We start from the raw sequence: 17,157 nt of genomic DNA, 5'->3' as shown, positions 1-17,157 counted from the left end.
TGTCCTTGTCCTTTACACCGCGTCCGACAACGAGGTGAAGTTGAAATCGCGAACCTTCATCGGCGGGATCATCATCTGGAAGCGCACTTCGTCGCCGCCGATGACGACCGGCTTACCCAGTTCGTCGATATTGTTCAGCATCGTCACCGGGCTCTCGTTGAAGCGGAAGTTCTTGATCGGATGCTTGATCTTGCCGTTCTCGATGTAGAAGGTGCCGTCCCGCGTCAGGCCGGTGAGCAGCAGCGATTGCGGATCGACCATGCGGATGTACCAGGTGCGTGTGACCAGCACACCCTTCTTGGTCGAGGCGATCAGCTCCTCGGTCGACTTGCCCCCGCCGGACATGATCATGTTGCCGTGACGGCCGAAGGCGCGCTTGTCCTGCTTTTGCGCCCAGTACTGGGTGTAGTCCAGCGATTCGATCTTGCCGCCCTTGATGACGTCCGTGCGTTCGCGCGCCAGCATCGAAGCGTTGTCCCACGCCAGCACCGGCACATCGGTATTCCACGGATCGGCCCACAGGTTGACCTGCTCGTCGAACAGCTTCTCGCCAAGGCGGTTGCCGCCGCCCTTTTTCGACAGGAAGCTGCGGCCCTCGTCGGCCTGGCGCGCATCGAAGGCGCCGAACATGCGGCCGATGATCTCCGACGTCGCCGCCGGCTCCAGGATCACCGTGTAGCGGCCCGGCTCGAGGGCCTTGGCGTCGACCGACTTCAGCGCTTTTTCGATCGCCACATCGGATGCTTCGCGCGCGTCGAATTTGGCGGCGTCGTTGGCCGAACGGGTCACCCATCCCGAACCGCGACCGTCTTCGGTGCGGGTGGTCACGGTGAAGCCAAGATTGGTCAGGGTCTGGTAGCCGAACACACCGTTCGAATTGGCCACGGTTTCGAAGCCGGTGCTGTCGCTGAAGAAGCCCGCTGCCACCAGCCCCTTCTTGCGCGCCGAGTTGATGCTCTGCGCGGCCACTTCGGCGCGGTACTCCGGATCGATTGCAGCGGTGGCGGCGCTGTAAGTGTTGGACCCTTTGTACAGCTGCGTTTTAATCGCCGGCACGAACTCCGGATTCTCCGGCGCCAGCCGCGCCACTTCCTCGGCGCGGCGCACGGCTTTTTCCAGCGACTTGTCATCGAACTCGTTGACCGAGGCGGTGCCCTGGCGCTTGCCGAAAGCGACGCTCACGGTCAACTGCGTGTTCTCCACCAGCCCCGCCGTCGACACGCTGTTGCGCGCGTAGCGGATATTGCCGCGACGGTTGCCGCTGATTTGCACGCGGCACTCGTCGGCCTTGGACAGCGCCATCACCTTGTCGCAAACACGCTTTGCTTCTTCCTGGTTCAGCATCTTCATGGTTTATCCTATCTTGCGGGCGGTGTTGATCACATTGATGCCGTTGAAGCGCGTGGTCGGCGAGCCGTGCGAAACGCAGCTGACCTGGCTGGGTTGGCCTTTGCCGTCGAAGAACGAGCCGCCCATGCGCCAATCGCGCTCGTCGCACAGCGCCGAGCAGGCGTTCCAGAACTCCTGGGTGTTGGACTGGTAGGCCACATCCTCCAGCGGATTGGTGATCTTGCCGTTCTTGATCTCGAAATACAGCTGCCCGCCGAACTGGAAGTTGTAGCGCTGCTGGTCGATAGAGAACGATCCCCGGCCGAGGATATAAATGCCCTTCTTGACGTCCTTGATCATGTCGTCCGGCGTCAGCGGCTTTTTACCGGCCTGCAGGGAGACATTGGGCATGCGCTGGAACTGCACGCTGCTCCAGCTGTCCGCGTACGAGCAGCCTTGCGATTCCTTCTCGCCGATGACGTGTGCCTGGTCGCGCGTGGCCTGGTAGTTGACCAGGATGCCGTCCTTGATGATGTCCCAGCGCTTGGCCGGCACGCCTTCGTCGTCGTAGCCGACGCAGGCCAGCGAACCTGACGTGGTGCGGTCGGCCACGAAATTGACGCGTTCCGAACCGTACTTGAATTTTTTGCTTTGCCATTTATCCAGGGTGGCGAAGCTGGTGCCCGCGTAATTGGCCTCGTAACCCAGCACGCGATCCAGTTCGGTGGCATGGCCGACCGACTCGTGGATGGTCAGGAACAGGTGTTCCGGCGACAGCACCAGATCGTACTTGCCCGGTTCGACCGATTTGGCGGTCAGCTTCTCGCGCGCCTGGCGTCCGGCGGCGCGCGCGTCCTCGATCAGATCGTAGGCGCCCTTGTACAGGGTGGTGACGCCACCGGCGGCCTTGAATTTGTTTTCCGGCTTCGCGTCGAAGAACTCGTAACCCATGCTGACCGGCGACGACAGGCCGTCGCGGGTGCGGAAGCGGTTGGTGGCCTTGTCGACGGCGGTCGCGGTCAGCGGCGACCACAGACGGTGCATGTCCTGGTCGATGTAGGAGCCGTCGGTGGAGGCGAAGTACTTCTGCTGGTTCACCTGGAACAGCATCGATTGCATGAAGTTGGCGCCGGCGTCCATGCCGGCCTTGTTGGCCGCGATCAGCATCTCGGCCTTTTCCTTGATGGGCACCGTGCGCCAGTCCTTCTTGAACGGCGTGGCCCAGGCGACATCGCCGACGCCCTTGACGGGGGCCAGTTGAACCGGCTCGCTTTGCAGCTTGGCGTTGGCGCGGGCGATGGCGACCGCCTGGCGCGCCGCTTCCGCCACCGAGTCCAACGTCATGACGTTGGTCGAGCAGAAGCCGTAGGCGCCGCCGGCGATCACGCGCACACCGACGCCGGAGGATTCTGTATTGACGATGTTTTCCACGTTCAGGTCGCGCGTGGTGATGAACTGGTTCAGGTAGCGGCCGATGCGCACGTCGCAATAACTGGCGCCGGCCTTGGTGGCGGCGTTCATCGCGGCGTCGGCCAGCGATTTTTTGAATTGCACGGCCATGGGATTGAGCAGCTCCTCGGCCGCGATGGCGTTGCCGAAAACCGGGATCAGCAAACTGCCGCCGGCGGCCGCGCCGACTTTTAGAAATGAACGACGTTCCACATGAACTCCTGAAAAATATGATCGAGTAAGTGGCGGCGCATGCATGGCGGATTACGCTGCGCTAATCCGCCCTACGTGGTTCCGCGCGACGCACGCGCCGCAGTCGAAGAGATACGTAGGGCGGATTAGGCGGAACGCCGTAATCCGCCAATGCCCGCGCGGCCCGCGTCTTTACACCGCGTCCGACAGCGACGTGAAGTTGAAGTCGCGCACCCGCATCGCCGGAATCAGCAACTGGTAATCCGACTCGTCGCCCGACAGGATCTCCGGCTTGCCCAATTCATCGATATTGTTCAACATCGACACCGGGCTTTCATTGAAGCGGAAGTTCTTGATCGGGTGCTTGATCTTGCCGTTCTCGATGTAGAAGGTGCCGTCGCGCGTCAAACCGGTCAACAGCACCGACTGCGGATCGACCATGCGGATGTACCAGGTACGGGTCACCAGCACGCCCTTCTTGGTGTTGGCGATCAGCTCCTCGGTCGACTTGTCGGTACCGGCCATGATGATGTTGCCGGGTGCGCCGATGGCGCGCTTGCCCTGCTTCTTCGCCCAGTACGTCGAGTAGTTCAAGGCGTTGATCTTGCCGTTCTTGATCAACTCCTGGTGCTCGCGCGCCAGCATGCTGCCGTTGTCCCACGGGAGCACCGCCACATTCTTGTCCCACGGGTCGGCCCACACATTGACCTGCTCGTCGAACAGCTTCTCGCCCATGCGGTTGCCGCCGCCCTTTTTCGACAGGAAGCTGCGGCCCTCGTCGGCCTGGCGCGCGTCGAAACCGCTGAACATATAGGCCAGCAGGTCGGACGTGGCGGCTGGCTCCAGGATCACCGTATAGCGGCCCGGTTCCAGCGCCTTGGCCTCGACCGACCGCAACGCCTTTTCGATCGCCACGTTGGACGCTTCGCGCGCGTCGAATTTGCTGGCGTCGCCCACGCTGCGCTTGGCCCAGCCGGAACCGCGGCCATCCTCGGTGCGCACGGTCACGCTGAAATCGAGACCGGTGTCGCGCTGGAAGCCGAACACGCCGTTGGAATTGGCGATGGCGGTGAACTTCGACGTGTCGGTGAAGAAGCCCGCCGCCACCAGCTTGTTCTTTTTGCTGTTCTCGATGCTGTACGCCGCCACCTGGGCGCGGAATTCAGGATCGATGTCGGCGGTCTTCTGGAAGAAGGTCTCGCTGGCCTTGTACTGCTGCTTACCCGGCGTCGGCATGAACTCCGGGTTTTCCGGCGCCAGGCGCGCCAGGTCCTCGGCGCGGCGCACGGCCTTCTCCAGCGACTTGTCGTCCAGCTCATTGATGGTGGCGATACCCTGCTTCTTGCCGAAAGCGACCGACACCACCAGCTGCGTATCCTCGATCAAACCGGCGGTCGACACGGCGTTGCGCGCGTAGCGGATGTTGCCGGTGCGGCTGCCGCTCAGGTTCACTTCGCACTGGTCGGCCTTGGTCAGCGACAGCACCTTGTCGCAGATACGCTTGGTCTCTTCTTGACTCAAATTCTTCATATTCTCTGTTCTCCAGGCTTAGCCGATTTTGCGTGCGGTGTTGATGACGTTGATGCCGTTGAAGCGCGTGGTGCTGGCGCCGTGCGACACCACCGACGACTGCGAAGGCTGGCCTTTACCGTCGAAGAAGGAGCCACCCATGCGCCAATCGCGCTCGTCGCAGATACCGGCGCAGGCGTTCCAGAATTCCTGCGTGTTGGATTGGTAGGCGACGTCCTCGAGCATCTGGCCGATCTTGCCGTTCTTGATTTCGTAGAACAGCTGTCCGCCGAACTGGAAGTTGTAGCGCTGCTGGTCGATCGAGAAGGAGCCGTCACCGACGATGTAGATACCCTTCTTGACGTCCTTGATCATTTCGTCAGGCGTCATCTTCTTCTTGCCCGCCTGGAGGGAGACGTTGGGCATGCGCTGGAACTGCACGCTGCTCCAGTTGTCGGCGTACGAGCAGCCGTGCGACTCTTTTTCGCCGATGATGTGGGCCTGGTCGCGCGTGGCCTGGTAGTTGACCAGGATGCCGTCCTTGATGATGTCCCAGCGCTTGCACTTGACGCCTTCGTCGTCGTAGCCAACGTTGGCCAGCGAGCCTGGCGTGGTCTTGTCGGCGACGATGTTGACGATGTCCGCGCCGTACTTGAACTTCTTGCTCTGCCACTTATCGAGCGTGGCGAAGCTGGTGCCGGCAAAGTTGGCCTCGTAGCCCAGCACGCGATCGAGTTCGGTCGGATGGCCCACCGACTCGTGGATGGTCAGCCACAGGTGCTCGGGCGACAGCACCAGGTCGTACTTGCCCGGTTCGACCGACTTGGCGGTCAGCTTTTGCTTGGCCTGTTTGCCCGCCGCGCGCGCGTCCTCGATCAAATCGTAGGAACCGGTGTACAGCGTGGTCACGCCGCCGGCGGCCTTGATCTTGTGCTCGGGGCGCGCGTCCAGGTATTCGTAGCCCATGCCGACCGGCGCCGACAAACCCTGGCGCGAGCGGAACTTGTTGGTCTTCTTGTCGACGGCGGTGGCGAACACCGGCATCCACAGACGGTGTAGGTCCTGGTCGATGTAGGAGCCGTCGGTCGATGCGAAGTACTTCTGCTGGTTCACCTGGAACAGCAACGATTGCATGAAGCTCGCGCCGCCGTCCATGCCGGCCTTGTTGGCCGCGATCAGCAGGTCGGCCTTCTCCTTGATCGGCACCGTGCGCCAGTCCTTGACGATCGGCGTGGCCCACGACACTTCGCCCACGCCCTTGACGGGGGCCAGTTGAACGGGTTCGGTTTGCAGCCTGGCGTTGGCCTTGGCGATGGCGACCGCCTGGCGCGCCGCAGCGGCCACGCCGTCCGGGGTCATGTCGTTGGTGGCGGCGAAGCCGTAGGCGCCGCCGGCGATCACGCGCACGCCGACGCCGGCCGATTCCGTGTTGACGACGTTTTCGACATTCAGGTCGCGGGTGGTGATGAACTGGTTCAGATAGCGGCCGACGCGCACGTCGCAGTACGAGGCGCCGGCCTGGGTTGCCGCCGTCATCGCGGTATCGGCCAGCATCTTCTTGAACTGCAGGGCGACCGGCGCGAGCAGCTCCTCGGCGGCGATCGCGCGACCGAAGGCGGGCAGCAGCATCGTACCCAGGGCCAGACTACTAATATTGAGGAAAGCACGTCGTTCCATCGTATCTCCAAACGTAAGGCAATGATTGTGGGCCAGCCGCCCAAGGTTCTGCTTTGCTTTTATTTGCTCTTCTAGCGCGTCCTACTCTGATAGCGCTTGCTTCTTTACGTGACACCTGAATATCCGTCGCCGTTTCCGCACGATTGCCAATATTAGCGCCGGATCAGGAATCGGGATAGGCAAAATGTATGCCATCCACCACAACGAAACACTGTGTTACAAGAGTCCCCGGACGGGGCGTCGAAGGTGGGAAAAGTGTCCGCGAAAGTGTCCGCGAAGTGTCCGGCCGGTGTCCGCGAGTGTCCGGGCAGGGAGGGGCGAGGTCCGATGACGCGCGCGCCGCACTTCGGTGGTGCGGCCATCGCAATTCGCTTGATCTTTTTGCATGCATGGCCGATGATCGCGCAGGGCGGGCGACTGCGCGCCGCCAACCGAACCCTCAGGAGACTTTGCATGAAGAGATATCTCGTGGCCGCCCTGGCCACCACCACGCTGTTCGCTGCAAGCGGCGCGATCGCCGCCACCGAAGCGGCCGACGCCAAACTGAAGGCCGCCGTCGCCGCCAGCACCCGCACCCCGGCCAACGTGCAGCGCGACGCCTACCGCCACCCTTACGAGACGCTGTCGTTCTTCGGCATCCGCCCGGACATGACCGTGGTCGAACTGGCGCCGGGCGCCGGCTGGTACACCGAGATCCTGGCGCCCTACCTGCGCGATAACGGCAAATTGATCCTCGGCGGCGCCGACCTGGCCGCGCCGGACGAGCGTGAACGCAACTCGGCGCAGCGCGTCATGGCGCGCCTGAACGCCAATCCGGTGTACAACAAGGTGGCGCTGGGCGTGTTCTCGCCGCCGCGCAAATATGAATACGCGCCGGCCGGCAGCGTCGACATGGTGCTCACCTTCCGCAACATCCACAACTGGATACCGGCCGGTCCGGAGAATATGAAAGCGCTGTTCGCCAGCGTGTACACGGCGTTGAAGCCGGGCGGCGTGTTCGGCGTGGTCGAGCATCGCCTGCCGGCCAACAAAACCCAGGACGAAACGGCCAGCAGCGGCTACATGCACGAGAAGTATGTGATCGGCCTGGCCGAGGCGGCGGGCTTCAAGCTGGCGGCCAAGTCGGAAATCAACGCCAACCCGAAAGACACCGCCGACCACAAAGGCGGCGTCTGGGCGCTGCCGCCGACCTACGGCAACAAGGACGAGGACCGCGCGAAGTACCAGGCGATCGGCGAAAGCGACCGCATGACGCTGAAGTTCGTCAAACCGTAATCATGTGACGGGGATCAGAACCGGGTGAACTTGTTCTCGTCCGGCGATCCCTGGGCGGCCGCCGAGACAACCCGTGCCGAACGCGCCATCGGCGCCGCCGCTCCCTTGATGGAAGCGGCGCGCCGCGCCGGCACCCGCTCCTCGACAGCGTAGCGTTTGAATACCGCCATCAACTGCCCCAACTGCTCGGCCTGGGCGCTCATCTCCTCCGACGTCGCCGCCAGTTCCTCCGAGCTGGCCGCGTTCACCTGCGTGGTCTGGCTAAGCTGATTGACCGCGCTGTTAATCTGGCGCACGCCGGAACTCTGTTCTTCCGACGCCGCCGATATTTCCTGCACCAGGTCCGACGTCTTGCGGATATTGGGCACCAGCGCATCGAACATCACGCCGGCCTGCTCGGCCAGATCGACGCTGTCGGCCGCCACTTTGCTGATCTCCTGCGCCGCCACCTGGCTGCGCTCCGCCAGCTTGCGCACCTCCGCCGCCACCACCGCGAAGCCCTTGCCGTGTTCATGCGCGCGCGCCGCCTCGATGGCCGCGTTCAGCGCCAGCAGATTGGTTTGATAGGCGATATCGTCGATGATGCTAATCTTGCTGGCGATCTGGCGCATCGCCGCCGCCGTCGCCTTCACCACTTCGCCGCCCCGCGTTGCATCCACGGCGGCCTGGGTGGCGATGCCGTCGGTGACCTTGGCGTTTTCCGTATTCTGCGCGATCGACGCCGTCATCTGCTCGATCGAGGCGCTGGTTTCCTCGACCCCGGCGGCTTGCTCGCTGGCCGCCTGCGACAGCGACTGCGCCGTCGAACTGACTTCCTGCGATGCCCCCGCCAGGCCGGCGACCACCATCTGCACTTCGCGCACGATGCCCGACAGGCTGCGCGCCAGCCATACCGCCAGCACGCATCCCAGGATGGCGATCACGATGTCGACCGACAGGATCAAGCGCTTGGCCGAATCGGTCACCTCGGTCATCGACGCCGATTCGCGTTTGGTCTCCGCCTCGTTCACTTTGAGCAGCTTGCGGAAGGCGCCGGCGATGGCCGCGTCGGCGCCTTTGATGGCCTTATCCATCTCCATCGGCGTCATGCCTTTCGCCTGCATCGCCTCCAACTGCGTCATGCTGTCCGCGTAGCTCTTCACGCCGGCCGACACCTCGTCGAGCAGCACCTGTTCGTCGTTGCTCAGATTCCCGCCCGCCTTGTAGCGGACCATCTCCTTGTCGATGTTGGCCAATTCGGCGCGGAATTGGGTATTGTTGTCGCCGCCGCGCAGGACGTAATTCTTGAAATAACGCACCGCGTGGCCATGCGAGATGACGCCTTCGAGCACCGCGTTCTTGCGCTCCAGCGTGACGTTCTCGAAGTCGTTCCATTGCTCGTGCAAGGCCGTCAGCTTGGCGAAGGCGATAATCCCCAGCACAACGACCAGCAGCACGATAAGTCCAAATCCGGCGTGCAGCCGGGTCTCCATTTTCATTTTCTTGAACATGACGGTTCTCCAGTTGGTGCGTTGGTGCGGACGCGGCGCGCGCCTACACGTGATCCAGGGCGGCGGGAGCGATGGCGGCCAGGTCGCCGACCGACGCCACCCGCCGCACGTCGAGCAGCAGCACGAAGCGGTCATTGACCTTGCCTATCCCCTGCAGCATCTCGGCCCGCACCTGCGCGCCAAGGCTGGGCGCCGGCTCCACCTCGGACGGTGGGATGTCGAGCACCGCGTTGACCGCGTCGACCAGGATGCCGATCACGAAGGCGCCGGCGCCGGCGTGGCCGTCGACTTCGACGACGATGATGCAGGTGCGTTTGCTGACCGGTACCGGCTCGCGCTCCAGCCGGCACGCCAGGTCGAGCACCGGCACCGCCGTGCCGCGCAGGTTGATCACGCCGCTGATACAGGGCGGCATTTGCGGCACGGGCGTCACGCCCGCATACTCCAGTATCTCGCGCACGGCCAGGATACCCATCGCGAACATGTCCTGTCCCAGCATGAAGCTGAGATATTGCGGCTCAGCGCCTTGTACGTTGCTCATCATCGGTCCCGGTTTAGAATTTAACGAAATGCGATTCGTCCGGATCGGCCATGTCCATCATCTGCTTGCTGCTGCCGTGGCCCGGACGGCCACGCCCGTTGCCTGGCTTGGCCGGCCTGGCCGACGCCCGGGTGGTGCGCAGCGGCCGCGAGGCGCCCGACAGCTTGAAGAAGGACATGGTCTCCTGCAGTTGCTCGGCCTGGCCGCTCATCTCCTCGGCGGTGGCGGCCAGCTGCTCGGAGGCGGACGCGTTCTGCTGCGTGGTCTGGCTCAATTGCGTGATGGCGGAATTGATCTGGCCCACGCCGGCCGATTGCTCCTCCGACGCCGCCGTGATCTCCTGCACCAGGTTGGAGGTGCGGCGGATGTTGGGCACCATTTCATCGAGCAGATGGCCGGCCTTCTCGGCCAGCTGCACACTGCTGCTGGCCACCTGCTCGATTTCCTGCGCCGCGATCTGGCTGCGCTCGGCCAGCTTGCGCACCTCGGCCGCCACCACCGCGAAGCCCTTGCCATGCTCGCCGGCGCGCGCGGCCTCGATTGCCGCGTTCAGCGCCAGCAGGTTGGTCTGATAGGCGATATCGTCGATGATGCTGATCTTCTTGGCGATCTGCTGCATCGCCGCCACCGTCGACTTGACCGCGTCGCCGCCTTCGACCGCTTCAACAGCGGCCTTGCTGGCGATACCGTCGGTGACCTTGGCGTTCTCGGTGTTCTGCGAAATCGACGCCGTCATCTGCTCGACCGAGGCGCTGGTCTCCTCGGTGCCGGCGGCCTGCTCGCTGGCGGCCTGCGACAGCGACTGCGCCGTCGCGCTGACTTCCTCGGAGGCGCTGGCCAGCGACTCGGCACCGTTGTTCACGTCCTGCACCACCTGCGAGAGCTTGTCGATCATGCCCTTCATCGCCGCCAGCAGGCTGGTGGTGTCGCCCGCTTTGACCTGCACGTCGGCGCTCAAATCACCGTCGGCCACCTTGCGCACGATCTCCGCCGCGTAGCCCGGGTCGCCGCCCAGCTGGCGCATGATGCCGTTCAGGATGATCAACCCTATCGCCGCCAGCAACGCCAGCGCGACACCGCCGCTGACGTACATGCTGTTCATCGCGCTGGCGGAAGCGACATCGGCGTGTTTGACGTCGTTCTCACCGTATTGGACGTTCAGCGCCACCAGTTTGTTGAGGCTCTCCTCGGCGGCGGCGAAGGACGGACGGTTTTCCTGCAGCGTCTTATGCAGGAGCGCGAACAATTCCCTGCGCTTGCCTGGCTCCGCGCGCGCTATCTGCGCCGCGATGTCGGTGATGGCCATGTCGCGCGTCTTCCAGGTATCCCACTGCTTAGCGAAGGTCTTCCACACGTCGGCCTCCTCAGGCTCCTGCGGCAAGGCGTCATAGGTTTTCCAGGCCGCGTCGACAGCGCTCCAGGTGTCCTGCTTGCGTTTTACCTCGGCGGCGATATCGTTGGCGTCTTCGGGGAACATGCCCATCGCGTCGATGAAGCGGCTCGACGAGCGCAGCGCGGTCTGCGCTTCGTTGATGACCATCAAAGCCCGTATCGAGGGCATGCGGTTCTTGCCCAGTTCATTGAGCATCTCCCCTTGCCCCTTCAAGCCGGAGAAGGCAATGAAGACCACCACCACAAGCGCCAATATCGCTACGGCGAGCAATGCCAGGATCTTGGTCCTGACGGTCAGGGTTGATAGCATGATGGTTCCTTCCGTGTGATGCGGATAAAAAGCGATTTATAAAGATAGTTGCTGCAGGATTTCGCGATAGATCGCATTGAGTGCTACTGTTTTTTCGACGCCGCCGCGCTTGACGGCCTCCTTGGGCATGCCGTAGACCACGCAACTCGCCTCGTCCTGCGCGACGGTGCGCGCGCCGGCTTTGAGCATCTCCAGCATGCCGGCGGCGCCGTCGTCGCCCATGCCGGTCATGATCACGCCCAGCGCGTTGGCGCCGGCCGCCCGAGCGGCGGAGCGGAACAGCACATCGACCGACGGCCGATGGCGGTTGACCAGCGGGCCGTCGACCACTTCGACAAAGTACTGGGCGCCGGTGCGGCGCAACAGCATATGCTTGCCGCCGGGCGCGATCAGCACCTGGCCTTGGAGCACGCGGTCGTTGTTGGCCGCCTCCTTGACGCGCACCGCGCACACGCTGTCGAGGCGTGCCGCGAAGGCGGCGGTAAATTTTTCCGGCATGTGCTGCACCACCACGATGCCGGGGCACACGCGCGGCAGCGATGTGAGCACCTCTTCCAGCGCCTGCGTGCCGCCGGTGGAGGTGCCGATCGCCACCACCCGCTCGGTGGTGGCGGTCATCGGCCTGGCATCGGCCGGCGGCAGCACCGCGTCCGCATTGAGCTTGGCCGCGACCGGCGGCGGCGGCGCCCTTCCCGCCAGCTTGCCCACGCGCGCGCCGGACGCCGCCCGCACCGCCGACACCAGTTCGTCGGCGCTATCGTGCAGGAACTGCTTGAGGTCCAGGCGCGGCTTGGTGATGATGGCCACCGCGCCGGCGCCCAGCGCCTCGACCGAGGTCTGCGCGCCCTTCTCCGTCAACGTCGAACAGATCACCACCGGCGTCGGACGCTCGGCCATGATTTTGCGCAGGAAGGTGATGCCGTCCATCTTGGGCATCTCGACATCGAGCACGATCACGTCCGGCCACTGCACCTTCATGCGCTCCATCGCCAGCAACGGATTGGCCACAGCATAAGTGACGGTGATGCCCGGCGAGGCGTTGAGCAAGCCGCTGAGGACCTGCCGCACCACAGCCGAATCGTCGACGATCATGACGTTGATTGTACTCATGCGTTTTCCCTGGTGCGGGCAGCTTTCGGCTCCGGAGGAACCTGGCGGCTGAGTACATCGCCGCTGCGGATGGTGAAGATCAATTGCCGGTGCCCTTCGCCGAACAGGCTCTCGGAGACGACGTGGATGCCGTACTTGTGCAGCATTTCGCGCGCGAAGTCGCCGTTTTGCAGGCCGATGTCGCGCACGTTGGGATTACGGGGGAACATGGCGCCGCCGCCGAAAATCTTGGCCTGGCACTGGCCGGGCGCCACGTCGTGGCGCGCCAGGCCGTCGAGCAGCAGGTGCATGGCGTCGTCGCCGTACATGCCCGGCTTGTCGTGGGCTTTTCGATGTCCCGTGCCCGGCAGCAGAAAGTGCGACATGGCGCCGATGCGGCGCGCCGGGTGCCACAGCGTGACGGACACGCAGGACCCCAGCAGCGTGCGCACGCGATAGCGCTCGTCGCCGACGAAATAATCACCGGGCATCAGAAAGACATCGATCAGTTTCGAATCGGGCATGGCGCCGCTATGCCTTCCTGTAGATCGATGGCGCGACGACCGACATGGTGTCGTTGATGTCGTTCAGGGTCTCGGAGTGGCCGATCAGGAAATAGCCGCCGGGACGCAGCTGGGCGAGCAACCGTGCCACCACCTGGCGCTTGGTCTCCAGGTTAAAGTAGATCATGACGTTGCGCAGGAAGATCACGTCGAAGCAGCCGATCTTGGGCAGCGGCGCGTTCAGGTTCACCTGCTGGAACTGGACCCGCTGGCGCAACGCGCGCTCGATCAGCATGGTGCCGGCCTCGGTGCCCTGGCCCTTGAGGCAAAAGCGCTTCAGGTAATCCTGCGGCATCTGGCTGGCGCGCTCCATCGGATAGTGGCCGCTGCGGGCGCGCTGCAGCACCCGCGTGCTGATGTCGGTGCCCAGCACTTCCCAGGCGGCGTCGCCCAGCACGTCGGCCAGCACCATGGCGATGCTGTAGACTTCCTCGCCGCTCGAGCTGGCGGCGCTCCACACGCGCATCGTCTGGCGTTTGTCGCGCGCGTCGAGGGCCAGCTCGCGCAGCAGCTGGAAGTGTTTGGGTTCGCGGAAAAAATAGGTTTCGTTGGTGGTCAGCAGATCGACCGCCATCTGCAGCTCGGCGGGGTCCGAGCGGCTTTCGAGCAGGCGCAGATAGTCGCTGTAGCTATCGAGCTGGTAATGCGCCAGGCGCTTGGCCAGGCGGCCGCTGACCAGCGCCTGCTTGCCATTGGACATAGTGATGCCGGCGGCGTCGTAGATGAAGCGCTGGAACTGCATGAACTCACGATCGGAGATGGCTACCAAGGGCATGACGCGTCACATTCAAAAAATCTGGAGAAAAATCAGGAAAGCAGCGGGGGAGCGGCGGCTGCCGCGCCGCCGGCGGCGGAACGGGCCATCTCCACCACCTCCTCGGTCGACAGCACGCGGTCGATCGCCAGCAGGATGACGAACTTGCTATTGAACTTGCCGATGCCGGCGATGAAGTCGGGACGGATGCGCGTGCCGAACGACGGCGCCGGCTCGATGTCGCCGGCGGCGATTTCCACCACCGCGTTGACGGCGTCGACCAGCATGCCCAGCACCTGCTTGCCGTCGCCGCCGGCGCCCGCGACTTCGACGATGACGATGCAACTGCGCTTGGTGATGGCGCTGGGACTGCGGCCGAAGCGCGCCGACAGGTCCATCACGGGCACCACCGCGCCCCGCAGGTTGATCACGCCGCGCACGCAGGCCGGCATCATCGGCACCGTGGCCAGGCTGCCGTACTCGATGATCTCCTTGATGTGCAGGATGCCGACCGCGAACTGCTCCTCGCCCAGCATGAAGGTCAGGAACTGGCTCGGCAGCGCCGCCCCGCTTTGCAGCGCGGCGATCGCACTGCTGCCGTAGGTGACGATGTTGCTGGCGGCGGCGTTGGCCGGCTGGTTAACCATATGCGTAGTCTCCTCGTTTCACTAGGCGGCCAGGGCCACCGTGCCTTTGCCGCCGACGGCCTGCATCAGCGAGGCCACGTCCAGGATCAGCGCCACCTCGCCGCTGCCCAGGATGGTCGAGCCGCTGATGCATTTGACTTCGCTGAACATGGGGCTGAGCGGCTTGATGACGGTCTGGAATTCGCCCAGCAAGGTGTCGACCACCAGGCCGGCGCGGGTGGTGCCCAGCTTGAGCACCACGATGCTCTCGCGCCGCGTGGCCGCGCCGTCGATGCGGAACAGCGAGCGCAGACGGATGAACGGCAGCACCTGTCCGCGCAGGTTGCAGTAGTCCTGCCCCGGTTCGGTGGCGAACTCGATGCACTCTTCGATCATGTCGAGCGGGATGACGAACACCGAGCCGCCCACCTGCACCAGGAAGCCGTCGATGATGGCCAATGTGAGCGGCAAGCGCACGGTGACGGTGGTGCCGGCGCCCTCCCTGCTGCTGACGTCCACGCTGCCGCGCAGCGCGGTGATATTGCGCTTGACGACATCCATGCCGACCCCGCGCCCGGACAGGTTGGTGACCTTCTCCGCCGTCGAGAACCCGGCCTCGAAGATCAGGTTGTAGATTTCGCTATCGCTCAGTTTTCGCTCCGGATCGACCAGCCCGCGCTCGACCGCCTTGGCCAGGATCTTCTCCTTGCGCAGACCGCCGCCATCGTCGCTCACCTCGATGACGATGCTGCCCGATTCGTGGAAGGCGTTCAACTTGATCATGCCCTTGGCCGGCTTGCCGCTGGCGATGCGCACATCGGCCGGCTCGATGCCGTGGTCCATGGCGTTGCGCACCAGGTGCATCAGCGGGTCGCCGATCTTCTCCACCACGGTCTTGTCCAGCTCCGAATCCTCGCCGTCGACCATCAGGCCGATGTCCTTGCCCAACTCGCGCGCGACATCGTGCACCACGCGCTGGAAGCGGTTGAAGGTGGCGCCGATCTTCACCATGCGCAGCTCGAGCGCGGCGTCGCGCACCTCCTCGACCAGGCCCGATAAGGTCGACGTGCATTCCTGCAGGTCGGTGTTGTGGATCTGCTGGCCGATCATGCTGGCGCGTGCGCCGGCGATGATCAACTCCCCCACCAGGTCGATCAGGCGATCGAGCTTGTCGGAGTCGACCCGGACCGAGCGGCTCTCCTGCGCCTTCTGCTCGACCACCTGCTTTTGCTTCGCCAGCGCCGCCTCCACCACCACCGGCGGCACGTTGCCGGCGGCGACCAGGATGCTGCCGAGGCGCGGCGGCGGTTCATCATCATCACCTTTGGTCCTGGCCTCGCCGCTCGATTGCTGTTGCAGCGCGCCGGCAAGTTCGGACGCGGTCACGCTGCCGCACAGGACCAGGATCTCGCCCAGGCGCGTGGGCTGCTCCGGCAAGGCGCGGATCAGATCGACGTACTGCGACACCTTGCTGTGCGGCGGGATGATGCGGATCTCGCAGTCGTCCTGCACGAACTCGAACACGCCGACGATGGCCTCGCGGTCGGCGTTGCTGTCGAAGGCGATTTCAAAACCGAGGTAGCACAGCTCCGCGTCCATCTCCTCGGCCGCCGGCATGGCGTCGGGCACGGTGGCGATGCCGACGATCTTGCCCAGTTTGGCCAGATAGCGCAGGAACGCGATCGGATCCATCCCGTTCTGCAAAACGCCACGGCCGAAGCGCAGCGAGATGTGCCAGTAGTCGCTGTCGCCGGCCACCTTGTCGATGCGCTCGACGCCCGGTTCCGACTGCACGGTCAACGACTGCGCCGACGCCGGGGCGGACGCGCCGTGGGCCGGATCGGCCCCGCCATGGCCGCCCGACATGTGCCGGCGCAGCTGGTGCAGCAGCATCTCGCCCTCGGGCGCGGTATCGGGATCGGCCTCCAGCTGGCCGGCGGCCAGCGCCTCGGTCATGCCGGACAAATAATCGCAGCACGACAGCAGCAGCACGATCATTTCATCGTTGATCACTACGCGGCCGTCGCGCACCTCGTCGAGCAGGCTTTCCACCACGTGGGTGAAGGCGACGATGTGATCGAGGCTGAACAGGCCCGCCGAACCCTTGATGGTGTGGGCGGCGCGGAAGATGGCGTTGATCGCCTCGCCCTGGTCGCCGGCGATGTCGATGTTGAGCAGCGCGTTCTCCATGTCCTCCAGGAGTTCGCGGCTTTCGGTGATGAAGGTCTGTAGCGCTTCGTCCAGGTTCATGACTGGCCTTCCGATGAATTTAGCTGTGGATCAGCAGGGCGTCGCCGAAGAAGGCGCCCAGGTTGAGCATCTCGACAATCTCGACCACGGCGGGGCTGTGGTTCAGCAGGCGCAGTTCGCGCTTGTCGGCGGCGGCCGTGTTCTTGGCCAGCATCAGCACCTGCAGGCCGGCCGTATCGAGCTCGGTGACGCCAGACAGGTCCACTTCCAGCACGGGCGACTTGCGCAGCGCCTCCAGCACCGTCACCTTCAGATCGGCGGCGCGGTAGATCGTCAGCTCGCCGTCGATGGCGAGATGGGTCACCCCGGTGGCATCGTCGGAACTCACGGCAGCACCAGCTTGGCCACGGCGCCGAGCAGCACCTCAGGCTTGAACGGCTTGACCACCCACGCCTTGGCGCCGGCGGCCTTGCCCTCCTCCTTCTTGCCCTCCTGCGATTCGGTGGTGAGCATGATGACCGGCGTGAAGCGGTAGTTCGGCAACTGCTTGAACTCCTTGACGAAGGTGATGCCGTCCATATTGGGCATGTTCACGTCGCACACCACCAGATGGATTTTCTGGCCGGTGCATTTGGACAGCGCGTCCACACCGTCGCGCCCTTCGATGACATCGTAGCCCGCGCCCTTGAGCGCGATGCCCACCACCTGGCGCAGAGACGCGGAATCGTCGACCACCATAATCGTTTTTGCCATGGCTTATGTACCCTATCT

The 17,157-nt window shown here is 64.1% G+C and carries 15 protein-coding genes; 1 reads left to right on the top strand and 14 read right to left on the bottom strand.

What is annotated here, in order from left to right:
- Positions 1-12 precede the first annotated feature (12 nt).
- From NHH73_03615 to NHH73_03600, 4 genes are all read right to left on the bottom strand, one after another.
- Positions 13-1,350, bottom strand: a complete 1,338-nt coding sequence (locus NHH73_03615) for a TldD/PmbA family protein (GenBank protein USX27398.1) — start codon at positions 1,348-1,350, stop codon at positions 13-15.
- A gap of 3 nt (positions 1,351-1,353) precedes the next feature.
- The gene (locus tag NHH73_03610; GenBank protein ID USX27397.1) at positions 1,354-2,991 is read right to left on the bottom strand and encodes a TldD/PmbA family protein; all 1,638 of its coding nucleotides are present in this window, start codon (positions 2,989-2,991) and stop codon (positions 1,354-1,356) included.
- A 171-nt stretch (positions 2,992-3,162) separates the two neighbouring features.
- A complete protein-coding gene (locus NHH73_03605; protein ID USX27396.1) occupies positions 3,163-4,500 on the bottom strand; it encodes a TldD/PmbA family protein in 1,338 nt (445 codons plus the stop codon).
- An 18-nt stretch (positions 4,501-4,518) separates the two neighbouring features.
- Positions 4,519-6,156, bottom strand: a complete 1,638-nt coding sequence (locus NHH73_03600) for a TldD/PmbA family protein (protein USX27395.1) — start codon at positions 6,154-6,156, stop codon at positions 4,519-4,521.
- Positions 6,157-6,609: 453 nt separating this feature from the next.
- Here NHH73_03600 and NHH73_03595 point away from each other — a divergent pair, with 453 nt between their 5' ends.
- Entirely contained in the window at positions 6,610-7,431 is an 822-nt protein-coding gene (locus NHH73_03595; GenBank protein USX27394.1) for a methyltransferase, read from the top strand.
- Between the two features lie 14 nt (positions 7,432-7,445).
- Here NHH73_03595 and NHH73_03590 read toward each other — a convergent pair whose 3' ends face one another.
- From NHH73_03590 to NHH73_03545, 10 genes are read right to left on the bottom strand one after another with little or no spacing between them, the layout of a single operon-like run.
- Positions 7,446-8,921: a methyl-accepting chemotaxis protein gene (locus NHH73_03590; GenBank protein ID USX27393.1), complete on the bottom strand. Its 1,476-nt coding sequence runs from the start codon at positions 8,919-8,921 to the stop codon at positions 7,446-7,448.
- Between the two features lie 43 nt (positions 8,922-8,964).
- Positions 8,965-9,462 (bottom strand): chemotaxis protein CheW, encoded by a 498-nt coding sequence (locus tag NHH73_03585; GenBank protein ID USX27392.1) that lies wholly within the window; start codon positions 9,460-9,462, stop codon positions 8,965-8,967.
- 13 nt (positions 9,463-9,475) lie between these two features.
- A complete protein-coding gene (locus tag NHH73_03580; protein USX27391.1) occupies positions 9,476-11,164 on the bottom strand; it encodes a methyl-accepting chemotaxis protein in 1,689 nt (562 codons plus the stop codon).
- Between the two features lie 36 nt (positions 11,165-11,200).
- Complete coding sequence (locus NHH73_03575) at positions 11,201-12,274, bottom strand: chemotaxis response regulator protein-glutamate methylesterase (protein USX27390.1); 1,074 nt, start codon at positions 12,272-12,274, stop codon at positions 11,201-11,203.
- Positions 12,271-12,777: a chemotaxis protein CheD gene (locus NHH73_03570; protein USX27389.1), complete on the bottom strand. Its 507-nt coding sequence runs from the start codon at positions 12,775-12,777 to the stop codon at positions 12,271-12,273. Before NHH73_03570 ends, NHH73_03575 begins: the two co-directional genes overlap by 4 nt.
- 7 nt (positions 12,778-12,784) lie before the next feature.
- Positions 12,785-13,591, bottom strand: coding sequence for a protein-glutamate O-methyltransferase CheR (locus NHH73_03565; GenBank protein ID USX27388.1), 807 nt, complete (start codon positions 13,589-13,591; stop codon positions 12,785-12,787).
- Positions 13,592-13,623: 32 nt separating this feature from the next.
- Entirely contained in the window at positions 13,624-14,217 is a 594-nt protein-coding gene (locus NHH73_03560; GenBank protein USX27387.1) for a chemotaxis protein CheW, read from the bottom strand.
- A 21-nt stretch (positions 14,218-14,238) separates the two neighbouring features.
- On the bottom strand, positions 14,239-16,446 hold the full coding sequence (locus NHH73_03555) for a chemotaxis protein CheA (protein ID USX27386.1): 2,208 nt from the start codon (positions 16,444-16,446) through the stop codon (positions 14,239-14,241).
- A 19-nt stretch (positions 16,447-16,465) separates the two neighbouring features.
- Entirely contained in the window at positions 16,466-16,774 is a 309-nt protein-coding gene (locus NHH73_03550; protein ID USX27385.1) for an STAS domain-containing protein, read from the bottom strand.
- The gene (locus tag NHH73_03545; protein ID USX27384.1) at positions 16,771-17,139 is read right to left on the bottom strand and encodes a response regulator; all 369 of its coding nucleotides are present in this window, start codon (positions 17,137-17,139) and stop codon (positions 16,771-16,773) included. Before NHH73_03545 ends, NHH73_03550 begins: the two co-directional genes overlap by 4 nt.
- Positions 17,140-17,157: the final 18 nt, after the last annotated feature.

The organism is Oxalobacteraceae bacterium OTU3CINTB1 (genome assembly GCA_024123955.1).
Classification (GTDB): domain Bacteria; phylum Pseudomonadota; class Gammaproteobacteria; order Burkholderiales; family Burkholderiaceae_D; genus Rugamonas.
Note: the sequence above shows the minus strand (reverse complement) of the source record. Positions and strands in the feature narration are given on the sequence as shown.

Bases quoted from the DNA above. Each gene is read 5' to 3' on its own strand.
- NHH73_03615 (USX27398.1), bottom strand. From the start codon at position 1,350: ATGAAGATGCTGAACCAGGAAGAAGCAAAGCGTGTTTGCGACAAGGTG.
- NHH73_03605 (USX27396.1), bottom strand. From the start codon at position 4,500: ATGAAGAATTTGAGTCAAGAAGAGACCAAGCGTATCTGCGACAAGGTG.
- NHH73_03600 (USX27395.1), bottom strand. From the start codon at position 6,156: ATGGAACGACGTGCTTTCCTCAATATTAGTAGTCTGGCCCTGGGTACG.
- NHH73_03595 (USX27394.1), top strand. From the start codon at position 6,610: ATGAAGAGATATCTCGTGGCCGCCCTGGCCACCACCACGCTGTTCGCT.
- NHH73_03590 (USX27393.1), bottom strand. From the start codon at position 8,921: ATGTTCAAGAAAATGAAAATGGAGACCCGGCTGCACGCCGGATTTGGA.
- NHH73_03585 (USX27392.1), bottom strand. From the start codon at position 9,462: ATGAGCAACGTACAAGGCGCTGAGCCGCAATATCTCAGCTTCATGCTG.
- NHH73_03580 (USX27391.1), bottom strand. From the start codon at position 11,164: ATGCTATCAACCCTGACCGTCAGGACCAAGATCCTGGCATTGCTCGCC.
- NHH73_03575 (USX27390.1), bottom strand. From the start codon at position 12,274: ATGAGTACAATCAACGTCATGATCGTCGACGATTCGGCTGTGGTGCGG.
- NHH73_03570 (USX27389.1), bottom strand. From the start codon at position 12,777: ATGCCCGATTCGAAACTGATCGATGTCTTTCTGATGCCCGGTGATTAT.
- NHH73_03565 (USX27388.1), bottom strand. From the start codon at position 13,591: ATGCCCTTGGTAGCCATCTCCGATCGTGAGTTCATGCAGTTCCAGCGC.
- NHH73_03560 (USX27387.1), bottom strand. From the start codon at position 14,217: ATGGTTAACCAGCCGGCCAACGCCGCCGCCAGCAACATCGTCACCTAC.
- NHH73_03555 (USX27386.1), bottom strand. From the start codon at position 16,446: ATGAACCTGGACGAAGCGCTACAGACCTTCATCACCGAAAGCCGCGAA.
- NHH73_03545 (USX27384.1), bottom strand. From the start codon at position 17,139: ATGGCAAAAACGATTATGGTGGTCGACGATTCCGCGTCTCTGCGCCAG.